A 16,352-nucleotide genomic window follows, 5' to 3' on the forward strand; every position below is an offset into this window, starting at 1 on the left:
CCAACGGGCCAGCACCCATAAAGGCCGGGGTTACGCTTGTTTGGTGGGCAATTTCAAAGGGTGGCATATAGTGGCCGGCTTGGCCGCCATGGCCCTTGCCGCACCCCTGGGATCGGCCTTGGGATTGAACTTCGTGGCCACCTTCATGTTCGCGTGCGTGGTCTTCGTCGCGGTGGCCATGTGGACCGAATCAAAGATCGCCCGACGCCGGGACGCTGCTGACGCTGCAAACGCACCGCAGGCGCCGGGAACACGGCCGCACAACGCCAACGATGCCGCGGAATCGGACGACGCGGCACGGGAGTAACCACCCCGCGTCACAGGATGGGGTTCAATGGCTGTATGGCGTTGAGTCCCCGCTCCAGCATCTGGCCCACAGTGCACCAGGAACGCCGCGCCCTTATTGACGACCTCCAGTCGCTGCCCGACCACCTCTGGAGGACACCATCATTGTGTCCAGGCTGGGATGTCCACGATGTCGTGGCCCACCTCGTGGATACGGCGAAGACCACCCGCTGGGGCTTCATCGGCCGCATGATGGCCGCGCGCTTCGACTTCGATCGGGACAATGCCAATGGTGTTGCCCGCGAACGCGCCCAGGACCCGCAGGGCACGCTGCGGGCCTTTGGCGCTGCAGCCAGCCGGACGTCCGGACCGCCGGCAGCGCCGCAAACGCGGCTGGTGGAAGCATTCGTCCACGGCGAGGACATCCGTCGTCCGCTGGGTTTGTCCCGCAGCTACCCGCCTGCGCCGGTAGCCACCGCCCTCGGATACCAGGCGCGGACGACCACCGCAATGGGAGGCGGCAAGGAGTTCGCCACCGGATGGACGCTGGTGGCCACGGATACCGACTTCAGGCACGGGCACGGTCCTGAAGTGCAGGGGCCTGCCATCTCCCTGCTTCTGGCCGTCTCAGGACGGCCGGTAGCGGACAATGAACTCAGCGGACCCGGAGCCGCAGTGTTCCTGCAACGGTCCTGAACACACCACCACAGACAGCGAGGATGATCGATTGGCAAGCCAGGCCGGGCGCAAGGGGAAGCTGACAACATTGCTGTCTGCCGACGTCGAAGTTTCCGGGCTGACCGGCCGTATCCTCTGGACGGAGGGAACCCAACCGCCCCCTGCCATGGCACCTGGAGCGCCGCGGCCAGCCGGGCCTGCGTACATTTTGATCCACGGCATTGGAGTCTCCCACCGCTACCTCGCCCGGCTCCACGCGGTCCTGGCCGAGGGTGCCACCACGTACTCGCTGGACCTGCCCGGATTCGCCGGCACCCCCAAGCCCGACCACCAACTCTCCGTGGAGGACTATGGGCGGTACATCGCCGAGGCCCTCAAATCCAGCGGAATCGAGTCCTACGTCCTGGTGGGGCACTCGATGGGCGTGCAGTTTGCCATCGAGGCCGCCCTGTACGAGCCCGACCGCATCCGCCACCTGGTCCTCATGGGGCCCGTGGTCGATTCCCGGCATAAGAACCTGCGACGCCAATCGCTGGCGCTCTTCCTGGACGGCCTCCTCAGGGAAAGCCCGACGTCCAACTGGATCGTGGTGTCCGACTACCTCCGCTGCGGTCCGCGCTGGTACCTCACCGAACTGCCGGTCATGATGGACTACCCCACTGAACAGCGCCTGTCGCACGTCAATGTGCCGGTGCTGGTTCTTCGCGGAAGCCGCGACCACGTGGCCGGACCTGAATGGTCGCTGCGCCTCTCGCGGGCGGTCCCGCACGGGCGGCTGGTGGAGATTCCGGGGGTGGGACACGTGGCCCAGCACATGCGCCCGAAGGCGGTTGCGGACGCCATCCGCAGCTTCGTGTCGGCAACATCTCCGCACACCTAGGATCGGGAGTACGACGACGGCAGGCGGCAGCGGCGCCCCTTGTTGCCTGCCGGACCACCCGGCTAGGCTGGCGGTGCAAGCATGATCATAAGGTTGCTTAGGAAGGCTTGACGATGACCAGCTATGACCCGGAAGACGACCCTCAGACCTTCGGCGCAAGTGGAGCAGCCGAACCCGACAGCATCCACGAAGACCCGGACCTGCGCCAGGACGAAGACAGCGATCCCGCAGCCTCAGCCAACCCTGACCCGGAGAACGGTAACGTGACCGGCCTTGAGCCGGGCGGCGGAGTTCCTCCCGGAGAAACCCCACCGGCCGAGGACAGCATGAGCATGGACCAGGGGCACGAGGAGTAGCGCTAAGACAACCGCAGGATCTCCCCGAGGTCATAATCTGCGGGCCCTTCCAGCTGTGAGTACGTACAGCTGGCAGGCGTCCGGTCCGGCCGCCACCTGCGGAACTGGGTGGTGTGCCGGAACCGGTCGCCCTCCATGTAGTCGTAGGCCACTTCGATCACGAGCTCGGGCCGCAGCGGTACGAACGAGAAGTCTTTGCCCGCACTCCACCGGCTTTGGGCGCCCGGCATCCTCGAATTGACCGCGGCACCCGCTTCCTGGCTGGCCCACTCGCCCCACGGGTGGTCGCCGATGTCCACTTTGTAAGGCTCCAACTCCTCCACGAGCGCCTTCCGTTTTGCCATGGGGAAGGACGCCACCACTCCCACATGATGGAGCTTGCCGGAATCGTCATGGAGGCCCAACAGCATGGACCCGACAACGTCCGCCGTTTTGTGCCACCGGAACCCGGCCACCACGCAGTCCGCTGTCCGTTCATGCTTGGTCTTGAACATCACCCGCTTGTTCGGCTGGTAGATGCCGTCGAGCGGCTTGGACAACACGCCGTCGAGCCCTGCTCCCTCAAGCTGCACGAACCATTCCTGAGCCCGCTCCAAGTCGGTGACCGCAGGCGTCACATAGACCGGCGGTTCGGCCGCGGCAAGCGCGTCTTCCAACGCCGAGCGGCGCTCCCTGAACGGTTTGCCGGTGAAGTCTTCGTCACCGAGGGCAAGGAGGTCGAACCCCACGAAGGAGGACGGCGTTTTCTCTGCGAGCATCCGGACCCGGCTGTCGGCTGGGTGGATGCGCTGCTGTAGGCCCTCAAAGTCCAGCCGGTTGCCGGAGATGAGAATGATCTCGCCATCCACCACGCACTTCTCCGGCAGGTTTTTCTTTAGCGCCTCCACGAGTTCAGGGAAGTAGCGGGTCATGGGTTTCTCGTTGCGGCTGCCCAGGATGATGTCATCCCCGTCCTTGAACACGATGGTCCGGAACCCGTCCCATTTGGGTTCATAGTGCCCGACATCCGGGATGTTCGGGACGGATTTGGCGAGCATGGGCGAAATGGGCGGCATCACGGGAAGATCCATAGCTCATGTCTACCGGCCCGCACCTGCCCAAAGCTAGGGCGCAATCCCCTATGTGCATAAACAGGGCCCTCCCGGGCGGACCCCGAAGGGTAGGCGCCGCGGACCCGGACCACCCTTAGGCGTTCCGTCCGTTACATTAATGTGACTTTACTTCCGTGCTCCTGTACCTTCGAAGGGCGACCCGAATCTCCGCTGGGCCGCTTCCGGGCTGACGCCGAGCTCTGCCGCATCCCGGAATCCGCCAGATCCGCGGCAGAGACGGGGGACCCAGAGTTCCCGGGCCTGTTCTCCGCAGGCCCTTGGGGTGAAGCCGCCACGCGCGGCCGGACGGCCTCGTCCGAACCCGACAGCTAACCTCGCAGGCGTTGAGAGGCAAACACCATGTCCCCAACCATGGATCAGCCGCGCCGTGCCCCAGGGGCCGCCGAGCGCACCAAGCCAACCGGACGCCGTCGGGCCCAACCCAGCGGACAGGTCACCGGTGAAGAAACCACGACGGCGGCACCCGCCACCGCGGCCACTCCTACCCAGGCGCCCATGACGCGCGCAGCGGCCCGCGCGGCCGAGCGCGAGCGCGCAGCACAGGCGGTTCTGGCTGCGGAAACTGCCGGCGCCCCCGCCAGCGGTCCCACTGCTGGAGCAGAGCCCCGGACTGCCGCCATCCCTGGCGTCCCTGCGCCCACCCGCGCCGAATCCACCACGCCCGGACCGCCAACGTCGGCGATTCCAGTCATCAAGCCCGCGGAGCCGGAACCTGCTCCCGAACCCGCTACCGCGGCGATCCCGGTCATTTCGGCACCCGCCGAGCCGGAACCTGTCCCCGAACCCGCTACCGCGGCGCTCCCGGTCATTGCCGCACCCGGCGCCGAGCCCGGCGTCGAACCTGTCCCCGCCCAGCCCAAGGCGGCAGGCACGGCAAAAACAGCAGGCCAGGTAAAAACAGCCGCAGCAGCTACGGCCGCGGCCGGCCTGTCCAGCCGCAGAGCTGCCCGCGCCGAAGCGGCAGGCCACGCACAAGCTCGAAGCGAAAGCACCCACTCGCCCGGCGCGTCCGCTTTTGGATCCCTGGGCGCGTCACCATTCACCCGGGAGCCCCACAACGCCCTGACCAAGGCCGCCTCCGTGAAAACCATGGGCCAGCGCATGGCGGTGGTTGCCGGTGCCTTGGGACTTGTTCTGACGGTCGGCACGGTGAGCCAGGCCTGGGAGCTGCCGCTGATCGGTCAGGAAGCACCCGCACAGGAGGCCGGCGGTACTGCATCCGGCAACGGCAATGGACGCCATACCGGCACCGCTTCCCCCGCGCCGAGCCCGTCGTACTCCACGGCGTCGGCAGCATCCCAGACGGCAACCGGCGCGGATCAGCCGCCGGCCGACCCCACGCAGTCGGCACCGGAGGCACCTGCCGCAGTGTCGCCGTCGTCCGTTCCCGTTCCGTCGGTATCACTGGCGGCGCCGAAATGGGTACCGTCCACAACCCCGTCGGCCGTGGTGCCGGTGCCAGGAGTGACCACTCCGGCTCCGGGCCAGCCCGCGCCGCCGTCGGATGCGGTCACTGCGCCGACCCCCACCCCCACACAGACGCCGGCACCCACCGTCACGCCTACTCCCACGCAGACGCCAACACCGACCCAGACCCAGAAGCCGAGGCCCAGCAACGACCCAAAAGCGGGCAGCGCCCCGGCCACCAATGACCCGTCGCTGAACGTGGACGGGCTGCTGGACCTCGCCAAGGAGGCGCTTAAGTGAGCACCCGCATGCCCCGGACCACCACGCACGTCGGCTGGCACGGCCGTTACTGCAGCAGCAGCCGTACGGCAACGTTCCGGCGGCGGATGGGCCGCTGGAGCTGCCAGCGGCTGCGGCGATCGAAATAGCTGGACGAAAAACAGGAGGCTGGCACCCACACCGGGTGCCAGCCTCCTGTCTTCCCTGGTCACCCCAACAGCCAGGCGACCACCAGAAGAGCGCCGATGCAGAGGACCGTGGTGCAAAGAATGACGTCCCGGGCCACCACAGTGCCCCGCCCGTACGGCGAAGCGAACAGGAAGACGTTCTGGGCTGTGGGGAGGGCAGCCATGATGACCACAGCCAACAGGTGCCGGCCCTCCAGCCCGAAAACGACGACGCCGAGCGCCCAAACAATGACAGGCATGCCCGCAACCTTCAGGAGTGTGGCCACCACCGTTTCGACGCGGCCGTCTCCCTTCTGCAGCGGCGCCTTGCCGGCGAGCGACATGCCGAACGCGAGCAGGACCATGGGCACGGCGGCGCCCGCGAGCATGTCGATGGGCTTCCGGACCAACTCCGGCGCGTGCCAGCCGGTCAGCGCCACCACTACGCCCAGCGCGGAGGCAATGATCATCGGGTTGCCAAGTGGCTGGAGGACCACGCGCTTCCAGTGGATCTTCTCTCCGCCGGCCAAGCCCAAAACCGTCACGTAGAACGGGGCCAGCACCAGCAGTTGCACCAGCAGAACGGGAGCAACGTGCTGCGCTGTCCCCACGGCGTAGAGGGATACAGGGATGCCGATGTTGTTGGCATTGGCATAGCTGCTGGCCATCGCCCCTACGGCGGTCTCGGCAACGGGCCTCCGGAAGAAGAGGAAGCTCACCAGGCAGTAAAGGAGCCCCACGGCGACGGCGGACAGGAGGGCGAGCGGCGCATCCACGCCCAAGGCAGCCCGGATATCACTTCCGGCCACCACAGTGAACAGCAGGGCAGGGTTGGTGATGTAGAACGCTGTACGGGTCAGCGCTCCCTGGACTTCAGGGGCCAACAGTTTGAAACGCGCAGCGGCGTATCCCACCGCAATGACCACCGAGATAATCAGGATGCCCGAGACGACTCCGCCCACCACACCCCTTCCATTGCCAGAGAAAACGTTTTCTCAGCATAGGGGTGAAGGTGGCGGCTGTCCATTTAGCCCTGGATCCTGGGCCTCCCCGCCCAACGACGGGCCTTCAGCGCCGCATGCAGTTCGAGCCGGATCGCGCCGCTCAGCGGATCAGCTCCGATGAGCTGGCGGATCCGGCCGAGCCGGTTGTAGATACTGCTGCGGTGCAGGTGGAGCTTCCGGGCAACATCCTGGACCGATCCGTCGTTGTCGTACAGCAACTCCAGCACCGGCAGCAGCTCGCCGTTGCGGTCGTGGCCTTCCAGCGCCCTGAAGTGGACCGATCCCGTGTCGTCCCAACCGCCGGGGGCCTGCAGACGGTCGAACAACTGGTAAATCCCCACGGCGCGTCCGTCCACCAACTCTCCCAGCGGCGGGTCCACCGCAGCCGCCTGGGCAGCAACCCTGGATTCCCGGTAGGCCGCTGCCAACTGGCGGATCACCGGGAAGGGCTCGCTGATGCCCAGGATCACGCGGTCGACGGTCCGCCCGGCCCGCTTGGCCAGTTCCAGCTGGTAGTGCACCAGCACCTGGGCATGCTCCGCCCGGCCGCCGGAAGCCCGGAACAGCATCACCGCATGGGTTTCCGTTCCGGCACTGAACAGGGCAGCGTCCACCCCAATGGTGGACTGCAATGCGGCGGAACGGTGCGTCAGCGTCGCGGCAATGGGATCGACGGCGGATCCCGCACCACCGGCGTCCAGCACCGTCACCACCTGCCATGGTCCGCGGCCTTGGATTTCCTTCCACCCGGCAACAGCCGACACAGCATTCGACTCGCCTCCGCAGGCAGCCAGGAATTCCTGCTCCCGCCGCCTCCGGAACTCCGACTCGGCAGTATTGGAATCCAGCAACACCCCTGCCAACAGATCCAGTTCGTCCCGCACGCCGGGCAACTGGGCGAGGATCGCCGTCGCGGTCTGCTCCTCAAGGTCCTGTTGCACCCAGAGGTATCCCACCCGGAAACCGCGCACCAGCAACGGCACGCAGACCCGGCCAAGCATGCCCAGATCATCGTTGGCGGGCACCACAACGGGACGGACCGCCGTCGAAATTCCATGCGAAAGCTGCCACGCGCTGACGTCGCCGGGGACCTTCTTGCTCAGGAGGAAATTCACGCGCACGCGGTCCGCATGGGACTGGTTGGAGCTGTAGGCCAGGAGGACACCGTCGAGGTCTTCCAAGGACAGGCCCCGCCCGAGTTTCGAAGCGACCCTCTCAACAATCTGTTCGACGTCCTGCTGCACGGGGACAGCGTACCAACATCAGGCGACACCTGACGTTCCAAGGCTCGACAAATGTCGAGCTAGATATTCCAAAAACCCTGATTTTCCGCGGTTCTTCCCCCTCAAGCGCTGAGGTAGTCGTGTCGCCTGCCTCACAGCCGGATCTATTCTGGAACTACAGCCCGCAGCAAAATCCGGCCGAAAAAAGCCGCAAACGATGGAGCCCCAGATGATCATCGGTGTCCCCAAGGAAATCAAGAACAACGAGTTCCGCGTAGCCATCACGGCCGCCGGCGTGCACGAGTTCCGCACCCACGGACACACTGTCCTCGTTGAACGCGGTGCCGGCCTCGGCTCGGGCATCACCGACGAGGAATACTCGATCGCCGGCGCCGAAATCGTCAACGAAGCCGACGACGTCTGGGCCCGTGCCGACATGGTCATGAAGGTCAAGGAACCCATCAAGGCCGAATACCACCGCTTCCGCAAGGGCCTCATCCTCTTCACCTACCTGCACCTGGCCGCCGAGCCCGAGCTCACTACCGAGCTCATCAACTCCGGCGTCACGGCCATCGCCTACGAAACCGTGCAGGAAGGCCGCGCCCTCCCGCTGCTCGCCCCCATGTCCGAGGTCGCGGGCCGGCTCTCCGTGGTGGTCGGCGCATCCTCCCTCATGGCACCCGCCGGCGGCAAGGGCATCCTGCTGGGCGGCGTTCCGGGCGTGCGCCCGGCCAAAGTTGTTGTCCTCGGAGCCGGCGTTGCGGGAACCAACGCCGCTGCCATGGCGCTGGGCCTCGGTGCTGATGTCACCATCATGGACATCAACATCAACCGGCTGCGCGAACTCGATGCCCTTTACCAGGGCCGCCTGAAGACCGTCGCCTCCAACGCCTACGAGATCGAGAAGTCAGTTGTCGACGCAGATCTCGTGATCGGTTCCGTCCTGATCCCGGGCGCCAAGGCCCCGAAGCTGGTCACCAACGAACTCGTGTCCCGGATGAAGCCGGGCTCGGTGCTGGTGGACATCGCCGTGGACCAGGGCGGCTGCTTCGAGGACACGCACCCCACCACCCACCAGGAACCGACGTACAAGGTCCACAACTCGATCTTCTACTGCGTTGCCAACATGCCCGGCGCTGTTCCGAACACCTCCACGTACGCCCTGACCAACGTCACCCTGCGCTACGCCGTCGCCCTGGCCAACCTCGGCGTCAAGGCCGCCTTCGACCGCGATCCGGCACTGGCAGCCGGCCTCAACATCGCCGGCGGCCAGGTGGCACACCACTCCGTCTCCGAGGCGCACAACCTGCCCCTGGTTGAGGACTGGCACAGCCTGGTCACTGCCTAGGCTTCCTGGCGAGCACGACGGCGGGGTGCGGCTTCCACGGAGACCGCACCCCGCCGTCGTTTGTCTCTTGCCCAACGAGATGGCACTTAATGCCAATGTTTGGGGCAAACATTGGCATTAAGTGTCACTTCGCGGGGTTGCCTGGGGCCTTGGGAACCTCCGGGATCACCTGCGTGGGCACAGGAACCGGCAGGGTGGACGGACCCAGGCTCGGTGGAAGATCCGGTGTTCCGATGGACGGCGGCGTGATCCCGGGTTCGGGAGTGGGCACATTGCCCGCGTTCCCCGGGGCCTTGGGTGCCTGGGACACTCCGCCGCCTTGGTGCTTGGCGGAGTTGCCGTGGTCCGTGCCCGTCGAAGGCCCGGTTCCTGTGGCTCCGCCGGCACTGTCCGTTGGATTGGGGGCGGTCGGTGCCGGGTGGGCGCCGTTTGTGGGGAGTTCTTCAGCGGGCCCGGCCGGCCGCTCCGGCTGCGGAGCCTTGGCCGGTCCCGGGGCAAGCTGCGACACCACGGAGCCGATGGCCGCGCCGAGATGCTGGAACGTCCCCGGGATCCCGCCTTCCTGCGCGGCCGCCGCCGAGGCACCACCTGCCAGCGTGGCTGCCAGGGCCAATCCGGCAATGGCTGCCCGGCGCTTACGACGGCGGGCCGCGAGTTCGTCGTGGCGCGGAGGTTGGGCGGTGGACCCGCCAACGGACGGAAGGACCGCCGTCGGGTTTTCCTCAACGACAGGCACCAACGCAGTGGCGGCCTCGCCCGCCTGCCCTGCCATCAAGGCGCGCACGGCCTCCGACGGCAACGGCGCCGTGTCAGCCAGCGAGCGCAGGCGGAGCAGTTCGTCGCGGACACCGGAGCCGTCACGGGCAGCATCGATTCCGGCGTCGGCCAGTAGCTGTTCGACTGCGCGTGCCTTGGTCTGTTCGCTCATGATGTGCCGTTCCTTTTCAGTACACGCTTCCTCAGTGCACCCAGCGCCCTGCGTTGCAACTGCTTCACGGCACCTTGGGACCTGCCCATGATGGCCGCTGTTTCTTCCACGGAAAGGTCTGCCACCACCCGCAAAGCGAGGACCTCACGATGCTCGGTGGCCAATTCTTCCAGGAGCCCGGTCACGCCCAGGGCTCCTACCGCCTGCTCTTCAGCCGATGGCTCCCGCCGACCATCCAGCTCGGGCTGGTAGGGGGCTGCCTCCGGCGTCCGCTCCTTCCTGCGGTAATGGTCCACCATGCGCGCATGGGCGATGGTGAACAGCAGGGTGCGGGCTCCCTGGAGCCCTCCGTGCAGGCCCTGGAGCTTGGGGTGGAAGGCAAGGAAGACGTCCTGGGTGATGGCCTCGGGATCGTCCACACCGCGGGCACGCAGGTACCCGCACACCTGCCCGGCGAAGTTGTTGTAGGCAGCCGTGAAGAGCAGAGCGGGATCATCATTGTCCGTCTGCAGATATTCGTCAGTTAAAGGCCCAAGCACCCGCGGATGCCTCCATCCACGCAGCGCAGCGACGTCCCGGGCGGGTAAACCACTGCGCTGCCGTCCGTTACGTAGCGGGGCTCCCGGTGATCGACATCAGATCGATTTCGGGGAGCCCCGCTGTTAACCGTAGCCGCTGGCGGTTTAGCGGACAGAATCCAGCGGCGCGCCGGGAGCCGAAGGAATGTCGGTGGGAACCTGCGTGGGCAGTTCCGGAGCAGCCGGAACAGCGGGTGTCGCGGGCACGGCCGGCGCGTCAGGGGCACCGGGGACAGCCGGGGTGGCCGGAACAGCAGGTACCGTCGCCGCGACGGAGGCACCGCCGTCGACCTTTGCTCCTGCTGCACCGTCGGCCTTCAGGCCGGCTGCCTTGCCGGCTTCGACCACGGCGGCGCAGTGGGCTTCAACGTTGGCGTCGCCGCCGGCTTCGATCACCAGGGACTCGTAACCGGGCACTTTGGCGTCCGCGGCGAGCCCGCCGCCCAGCAGCGCGGTGCACAGGCCGAACGCCTCGGGGGACGTGGCGTCTTCAACGGCGTCAGCGGCGGTCCCGACGGCGTCTGCGGCCTTGGCCTGGCCCGCTGAGGCAGCGTCGGCTGCTTTTGCCTGGGCGGTTTCGACGGCGTCAGCGGCCTTGTCCCCGCCCGCCGCCACGGCTTCGGCTGCTGTAGTGTTTGCCTGCTCTGCCACGGGAGCCGGGGCGCCAACGGCATCGTGGGCTGCCTGCTGAAGTCCAGCGGGGAGGGCGCCGTTGAAGGCGGCTACGCCGGTTCCGCCGGCCGCAACAGCTCCGGCGGCCAGGACGCCCGCGGCGACTTTGCTGGTGGCAAGGACAGTGAACAAGGACATGGATTCCTCCGTCAAACATTGGGGATTGCCCCGGCAACCATGGTGCAGCTGCCGGATGATCAGTGTGCGGACGTGGCCCGTACTCCCCTTACATCGTTTCTTTCCGTGCAGAGGTTACGCATGGGCTGAAACTTTTTCCGCGCCTGCATCCACAAGGGAAGTTCTGCCCATCGCCGCTGTGCCGCGCCGACGGCTAAGCTCAGGTCATACTTTTAGCCAGGCAGCATCTTGCGGCCAGGCATGACACGACTAGCGCAGGGGAATGCGTCATGGGGCAGGGATTGGTCGGCGCCGACGTCGCGGATCTGCGGCGGTTGTCCAAGCTGATGGACTCCGAGGCGGAGAAGATCACCACGCTCCAGCGCCAACTGGGCTCGCTGATCGACAACGGACACTATTGGAAGGGCAACGACGCCGAGCGCTTCCGCAGCCTCTGGCGCAGCGACCTCCACGCGCGCCTCGCGGCTGCCGCGCTGTGTCTGAAGACGAATGCCCGTACTCTGCGGCTCAATGCTGACCAGCAGGAGCAGGCATCGGTGGGATCTGCGGGTCCTGGCGGCTCCGGCGCGGGCGGGTCCGGTTCCGGCGCGGGCGGGTCCGGTTCCGGCGCGGGCGGGTCCGGTTCCGGCGGGTCCGGCTCCGGCGGGTCCGGCTCCGGCGGCTCCGGCGCGGGCGGCTCCGGCGCGGGCGGGTCCGGCGCGGGCGGGTCCGGCTCCGGCGGGCTCCCCGGATTCACCATCGGCCCCAGGACCTACGGGCCGGTCACGGTGGAGGGTCACGGCTCGGTGGGCGTGGGAGGCACCGGGCAGGTCAACGGCTCCGTGGGTCCGCATGGCATAGACGTTGAGGCGACGGGCGAGGTGTCAGCCGGGGGTCGGGCAGTCTTCACCGCAACCAGCGAAAACGGTCCGGTCAGCTCGTCCATCACCAACGAGACCTTCATTGGTGCACGGGCCGACGGCGGACTAGATGCCAGCGTCCCCTTCGGATTTGGTTTGCCGGAGTTTCAGGCCACTGGCGAAGCCTTTGTCGGCGTCGAGAACATCACCACAGCCAAGAGCGACTTCTTCGATGGCTGGGTCAACAGCACCAGCACCGCCCGTTTCATGACCGGCGCCGAGGCAGAAGCACACGCCGTGGGCAGCGGCTTCCTGTTCTCCCCCGGCGGCGAGGCCTTCGCGGGCCAGAAGGTCACGCTCACCCAAGAGACCGAGTTCGCCGGCGGCCTGTTCACCACCGGCCAGGGCACCGAGCTCCGCGGCGGCGCGTGGGCCAGTGCCGGACAAGGCGAACTGAGCGTGGACAAGTCGGACAAGGTCACGGGCGGAGCATCCAGTGCGGGGGCCGGAGCCGAGCTGACGCAATCCCAGTATGTTGAAGTCCTGGGCCAGCGCCTCGCCACGTCAGCCACTGCGGCTGTCGGCGCGGGTGAGGGCTACAACTTCACTGCATCCTTGGACGAGGACGGTTTCACCCTCGGAGTCGGGGCCAAGATCACGGCTGAAATCGGCCTGGGCGCCGGCGCCGAAATCACCATCAGCCCCTCGGGATTCATGGAATCCGTGAGCGGCTTCGCGGACTTCATCACCAAGTAGACATACCGGCCACACATTCCACGAAAATCTGCCGAAAGGGCCCCATGACCTCGCAGCAAGTGTTTCCGTCCGCTACGTTCCCTGCCTACCCCGCCATCTCCCTCACTCCCCCTGCAGAGTGGACGCCGGATGTGGTCCCGGATGCCCTCGGTGCGCTGAAGGGCCCGGTCATCGACGGCGAATACACGGCGAACGTGGTGATCTCCGTGTCCCGGCGCACCCCCGGCTATCAGCTGCAGGACATTGCTGCCTCCGTGGATGCCTTCATGGCCACCTTGCCGGATGCTGTTCTGCTCGGTACTGAACCCGCCGTGATCAATGGCCGTCAGTGGCATGTGCGGGAAGCCCGGTACACACATCCGGAGGCCGGATCCCTGACGCAGTTCACAGCGGTCACAGTGGTGGACCAAGGCGTTGCCGCCGACGTCGTTCAACTCACGGGTAGCTGCCGCTTCCAGGAAGACGACCACAAAAAGGCCATCTATTCGTTGGTGGCCAGCGCAGAGGTTAGCGCCGCACCCTCGCAAACAGCGGTGGGGCACAAGCCCTCAGCCCGCTGACGATGCCTTGGCCCTTGCCTCCTCGATGAGCCGGAGCACCGCCACTGAGTCCGCCGGATCCACCGGTGCCGGAAGCGCGGAGGCTGTACCGCCGTCGTTGATTTTTTCCCCGAGGAGACGGTAGAACTCCGGGTAGGCGCCGCGTTCTGTGGGAACAGTTCTGCGGCGCCCGTCGGCTTCCAGAGTGCCATGGTTTTCGGAAGGCTCGACGCCGTACTGCGGATTCGTGGGCAGCCCACCTCCCAGGACAAACGGCTCCTGCGGGTCCACGCCGTACTTCACGAAGCCGCCGTGGGTGCCCAGCACCCGGAACCGGGGTCCGTGGAGATGGCTGGTGAGGTTCAGGCGCACGTGGCTCACCACGCCGGAGTCATGGCTGAGGGCGATGAAGACATCGTCATCTGCGCGTTCCTGGGGTCGGCGGGCAGCGATCTCCGCGTACGTGACCTGCGCCGGCCCGAAGAACCGGAGGGCAAGGTCCAGCACATGCGAGCCTAGATCGAAAAGGACGCCACCGCCGTCGTCCACCGCGGCACCGGCTTTCCATGCTTTGGCGATGTCCGGCGCCCACCGTTCCATGCCGGACTCGAACCGGGTCACGGTACCCAGCGCCCCGGCGTCGAGCAATTTCTTCACGGTGAGGGCGTCACCGTCCCAGCGGCGGTTTTGGTACACGGTGAGCACGCGGCCAAGCCGCGCGGCGAGTTCGATCAGTTCCCCGCCGTCCGCGCTGTGGACCACGAAAGGCTTATCGACGACGACGTCGAGCCCGGCTTCCAGCGCCGCTTTCGCAAGCGGGTAGTGGGTTGCGGGCGGCGTGCCAAGGACCACCAGGTCAAGCTGGTCCGCGTGGGCCAGGATGTCCTGCGGGGTGTTGACGATCGTTGCCTGGGGGTAGGTGGCCGCGGCCTTGGCCTGCCGGTCGGGGTCCGACGTGGCAATGATGGCCAGGTCATAGGCAGGGTTGGCGGCGATGAACGGCGCATGGAAGACGCTGCCGGACAGACCAAAGCCCGCAACGGCAGTACGGATCCTCGAGGAAGTCATGTGCCTAGGCTACCGATGCTCTCTCACCTAACGCCCCTTCTGCCCCGATGCTCTCTCACCTATCCCCCGGAATACACCGATGCTCTCTCACTCCCCTGAGGAAAGCGATAGAGGATCGGGCGAAAGGGATGTTTTGGTGAGAGAGGATCGGGCGAAAGGGATGTTTTGGTGAGAGAGGATCGGGCGAAAGGGATGTTTTGGTGATAGAGGATCGGGAAGGGGAAGGCCGGGGCTCCTTCCGCGGACCTTGGCATCAACCATGGGTCGCGGGGAGTCCCGGCCTTCTTTGAATCAGGCTGCGGGCGTTACTTCTTGGCGCCCTTTTCCCAACCGATGGTGGTCCAGTCAGGAACGTTGGACAGGCTCTTGAACAGCGACGGCCCGTAGTTGGCCAGGCCGGTCCGGACGAACTGGATTTCCGGACCGTTCAGGACGGTACCCATGGAGAAGTACTTCTCCATGTGCTTCTTCTCGACCTCCATGGCGGCCTTGTTGCGCTCAGCGTCATCGGCGATGGTTGCCAGGCGCTTGATTTCGGCGTCGAGCTCAGCGTCGCCCAGGCCGTTCTCGTTGGTTGCGGAGTCGTAGTACTGCTTGACCGCGTCCGTGGCGTCCGGACCCACGGTGTAGCCGGAAATGGTCACATCGAAGTCGCGGGTACCAACAACCTTGCCGAAGTCGGCGTCACCGCGCTGGTCGATGGACACGTCCATGCCGGCGGCCTGGAGCTGCTTCTGCAGGGTCTGGGAGGTGGCAGCCGTGGTGGGATCGTCACCGAAGTTGGTGATCTTGAAGGCAACCGGAACGCCGTCCTTGGCCATGATGCCCTTGTCATTGGCGGTGTAGCCGGCGTCGGTCAGGACCTTCTTGGCTGCCTCGGCGCCCGATTCCTTGACGGGGTAGTTGTCCTGGTAGTACTCGGAGAACGGCATGAGCATCATTGAGCCCGAGCTCTCTTCGGACCAGTTCAGACCGTTGAAGCGGACATCGCGGATGGCTTTGCGGTCGACGGCGGTGAAGATCGCCTTGCGCACGGCCACGTCGGTCAGGGCCGGGCGCTTGGCGTTCAGGTTGAGGCCACCGGCGAACAGGCGCTGGCCACGCCGGATGTCGGCGTCCTTGGTGCCTTCGAGCTGCTTGTAGCGGCCCAGGGTGCGGCCGTTGGCTGCATCAATTTCGCCGTTCTTGAACGCGGCGATCGTTGCGCTGGGCTCCATCTGCCGCCACACGATCTTTTCCAGAACCGGCTTCTGGCCCCACCACTTGTCGTTGGGAACCATGGTGACCGTCTTGGCGGTGGTGTCGTAGTTGTCGATCTTGAACGGACCAGCCATCCATTCGGGGTGCATGTCACCCGCGAAGCCCTTGTTGAAGATATCCGGGGTGTTCACTGCGGGGTGGATCAGGCCAAAGAACAGGCCTTCCAGCGGGAAGACCGGCTGGGTGGTGGTGACGATGACTTCCTTGTCATTGGCGCCGGCCTTGACCGAATCAACGAACGCGTAAGCACCCGCGGAAACGATATCGATGGACGTATCCTCGCCCTTGAGCATGTTCCAGGTGTTCTCGAACGTCTTGACGTCGATCGGCGTTCCGTCGTTCCAGGTCGCCTTGTCGTTCACCTTGATGGTGATGGTCTGCTTGCCATCCTTGACTTCGCTCTTGACCTCTTCGCAGAAGTCCTTGTTCGGCTCGGCCTTGCCGTCGAAGTCGAGCTTCCAGCAGCCGCCGATTCCGCCACTGTTGATGGAGGCGACGTTTACCGGGGTCATCAGGGCCGAGGTGTCGGCGCTGTTGCCCACATTGGAGAAACCATTGAAGTCCGGGCCGATGCTGCCCACAGCCAGGGTGACAGTGCCGCCCTGCTCCAAGTCTTTTGCTTCCTTGGCGTTGACGCTGATCAGCTTGCTGATGTCGCCGCCACTTTCTTCTGCCTTCTGGGAGGCAGGACCCGACGGCGTTCCCCCGCCGCAAGCGGTCAGCATCAGTGCAGCTGCAACTGCTACGCCGCCAATCGTCGTGTACTTCTTCATGGTTTACCCTTCATTTTTTACGACAGGATTTTGCGAGTTGAATACAGGGTTCAGTTGAGTCA

The 16,352-nt window shown here is 65.9% G+C and carries 16 protein-coding genes and 1 riboswitch; of the genes, 8 read left to right on the forward strand and 8 right to left on the reverse strand.

Annotated features, from left to right (window positions below; all coding sequences use genetic code 11):
• Positions 1-43: 43 nt before the first annotated feature.
• The 4 genes from ACUYMZ_RS19530 (at position 44) to ACUYMZ_RS19545 (ending at position 2,199) form a co-directional block, all read left to right on the forward strand.
• Entirely contained in the window at positions 44-307 is a 264-nt protein-coding gene (locus tag ACUYMZ_RS19530) for a hypothetical protein (protein WP_442424128.1), read from the forward strand.
• A gap of 35 nt (positions 308-342) precedes the next feature.
• A complete protein-coding gene (locus tag ACUYMZ_RS19535) occupies positions 343-981 on the forward strand; it encodes a maleylpyruvate isomerase family mycothiol-dependent enzyme (RefSeq protein WP_481605432.1) in 639 nt (212 codons plus the stop codon).
• Positions 982-1,042: 61 nt separating this feature from the next.
• Positions 1,043-1,843 (forward strand): alpha/beta fold hydrolase, encoded by an 801-nt coding sequence (locus ACUYMZ_RS19540; RefSeq protein WP_442424133.1) that lies wholly within the window; start codon positions 1,043-1,045, stop codon positions 1,841-1,843.
• Positions 1,844-1,956: 113 nt separating this feature from the next.
• Positions 1,957-2,199 carry a DUF6480 family protein gene (locus ACUYMZ_RS19545; RefSeq protein WP_426004641.1) on the forward strand — a complete coding sequence of 81 codons (243 nt, stop codon included), beginning with the start codon at positions 1,957-1,959 and terminating at the stop codon, positions 2,197-2,199.
• A 2-nt stretch (positions 2,200-2,201) separates the two neighbouring features.
• Here ACUYMZ_RS19545 and ACUYMZ_RS19550 read toward each other — a convergent pair whose 3' ends face one another.
• On the reverse strand, positions 2,202-3,269 hold the full coding sequence (locus tag ACUYMZ_RS19550) for an ATP-dependent DNA ligase (RefSeq protein ID WP_481605433.1): 1,068 nt from the start codon (positions 3,267-3,269) through the stop codon (positions 2,202-2,204).
• A 229-nt stretch (positions 3,270-3,498) separates the two neighbouring features.
• Positions 3,499-3,648: riboswitch (cyclic di-AMP (ydaO/yuaA leader) on the forward strand.
• 14 nt (positions 3,649-3,662) lie between these two features.
• Here ACUYMZ_RS19550 and ACUYMZ_RS19555 point away from each other — a divergent pair.
• Positions 3,663-5,018 (forward strand): DNA polymerase III subunit gamma/tau domain-containing protein, encoded by a 1,356-nt coding sequence (locus ACUYMZ_RS19555; RefSeq protein ID WP_481605435.1) that lies wholly within the window; start codon positions 3,663-3,665, stop codon positions 5,016-5,018.
• A 187-nt stretch (positions 5,019-5,205) separates the two neighbouring features.
• Here the strand turns inward: ACUYMZ_RS19555 and ACUYMZ_RS19560 are convergent, their stop codons facing one another.
• Positions 5,206-6,126 carry an AEC family transporter gene (locus tag ACUYMZ_RS19560; protein WP_481605437.1) on the reverse strand — a complete coding sequence of 307 codons (921 nt, stop codon included), beginning with the start codon at positions 6,124-6,126 and terminating at the stop codon, positions 5,206-5,208.
• Positions 6,127-6,191: 65 nt separating this feature from the next.
• Positions 6,192-7,412, reverse strand: coding sequence for a PucR family transcriptional regulator (locus ACUYMZ_RS19565; RefSeq protein WP_481605439.1), 1,221 nt, complete (start codon positions 7,410-7,412; stop codon positions 6,192-6,194).
• 208 nt (positions 7,413-7,620) lie between these two features.
• On the opposite strand from ACUYMZ_RS19565, the gene ald reads away from it, so the two are divergent.
• Positions 7,621-8,739 (forward strand): alanine dehydrogenase, encoded by a 1,119-nt coding sequence (gene ald / locus ACUYMZ_RS19570; protein WP_426004659.1) that lies wholly within the window; start codon positions 7,621-7,623, stop codon positions 8,737-8,739.
• Positions 8,740-8,863: 124 nt separating this feature from the next.
• Here ald and ACUYMZ_RS19575 read toward each other — a convergent pair whose 3' ends face one another.
• From ACUYMZ_RS19575 to ACUYMZ_RS19585, 3 genes are all read right to left on the reverse strand, one after another.
• Positions 8,864-9,667 (reverse strand): hypothetical protein, encoded by an 804-nt coding sequence (locus ACUYMZ_RS19575; protein WP_442423080.1) that lies wholly within the window; start codon positions 9,665-9,667, stop codon positions 8,864-8,866.
• The gene (locus tag ACUYMZ_RS19580; RefSeq protein WP_481605441.1) at positions 9,664-10,206 is read right to left on the reverse strand and encodes an RNA polymerase sigma factor; all 543 of its coding nucleotides are present in this window, start codon (positions 10,204-10,206) and stop codon (positions 9,664-9,666) included. Before ACUYMZ_RS19580 ends, ACUYMZ_RS19575 begins: the two co-directional genes overlap by 4 nt.
• Before the next feature lie 144 nt (positions 10,207-10,350).
• Positions 10,351-11,055: a hypothetical protein gene (locus tag ACUYMZ_RS19585; protein WP_481605443.1), complete on the reverse strand. Its 705-nt coding sequence runs from the start codon at positions 11,053-11,055 to the stop codon at positions 10,351-10,353.
• A 269-nt stretch (positions 11,056-11,324) separates the two neighbouring features.
• Between ACUYMZ_RS19585 and ACUYMZ_RS19590 the strand changes: the two genes are divergently transcribed.
• Both ACUYMZ_RS19590 and ACUYMZ_RS19595 read left to right on the forward strand, forming a co-directional pair.
• Positions 11,325-12,650, forward strand: a complete 1,326-nt coding sequence (locus ACUYMZ_RS19590) for a hypothetical protein (protein WP_481605445.1) — start codon at positions 11,325-11,327, stop codon at positions 12,648-12,650.
• Positions 12,651-12,694: 44 nt separating this feature from the next.
• Complete coding sequence (locus tag ACUYMZ_RS19595; protein WP_481605447.1) at positions 12,695-13,210, forward strand: hypothetical protein; 516 nt, start codon at positions 12,695-12,697, stop codon at positions 13,208-13,210.
• Here the strand turns inward: ACUYMZ_RS19595 and ACUYMZ_RS19600 are convergent.
• Entirely contained in the window at positions 13,199-14,257 is a 1,059-nt protein-coding gene (locus tag ACUYMZ_RS19600) for a Gfo/Idh/MocA family protein (RefSeq protein ID WP_481605449.1), read from the reverse strand. The genes ACUYMZ_RS19595 and ACUYMZ_RS19600 overlap by 12 nt on opposite strands.
• 305 nt (positions 14,258-14,562) lie before the next feature.
• Positions 14,563-16,290: an ABC transporter family substrate-binding protein gene (locus ACUYMZ_RS19605; protein ID WP_426004668.1), complete on the reverse strand. Its 1,728-nt coding sequence runs from the start codon at positions 16,288-16,290 to the stop codon at positions 14,563-14,565.
• Positions 16,291-16,352: the final 62 nt, after the last annotated feature.

It is taken from the genome of Arthrobacter sp. T572 (assembly GCF_056780115.1).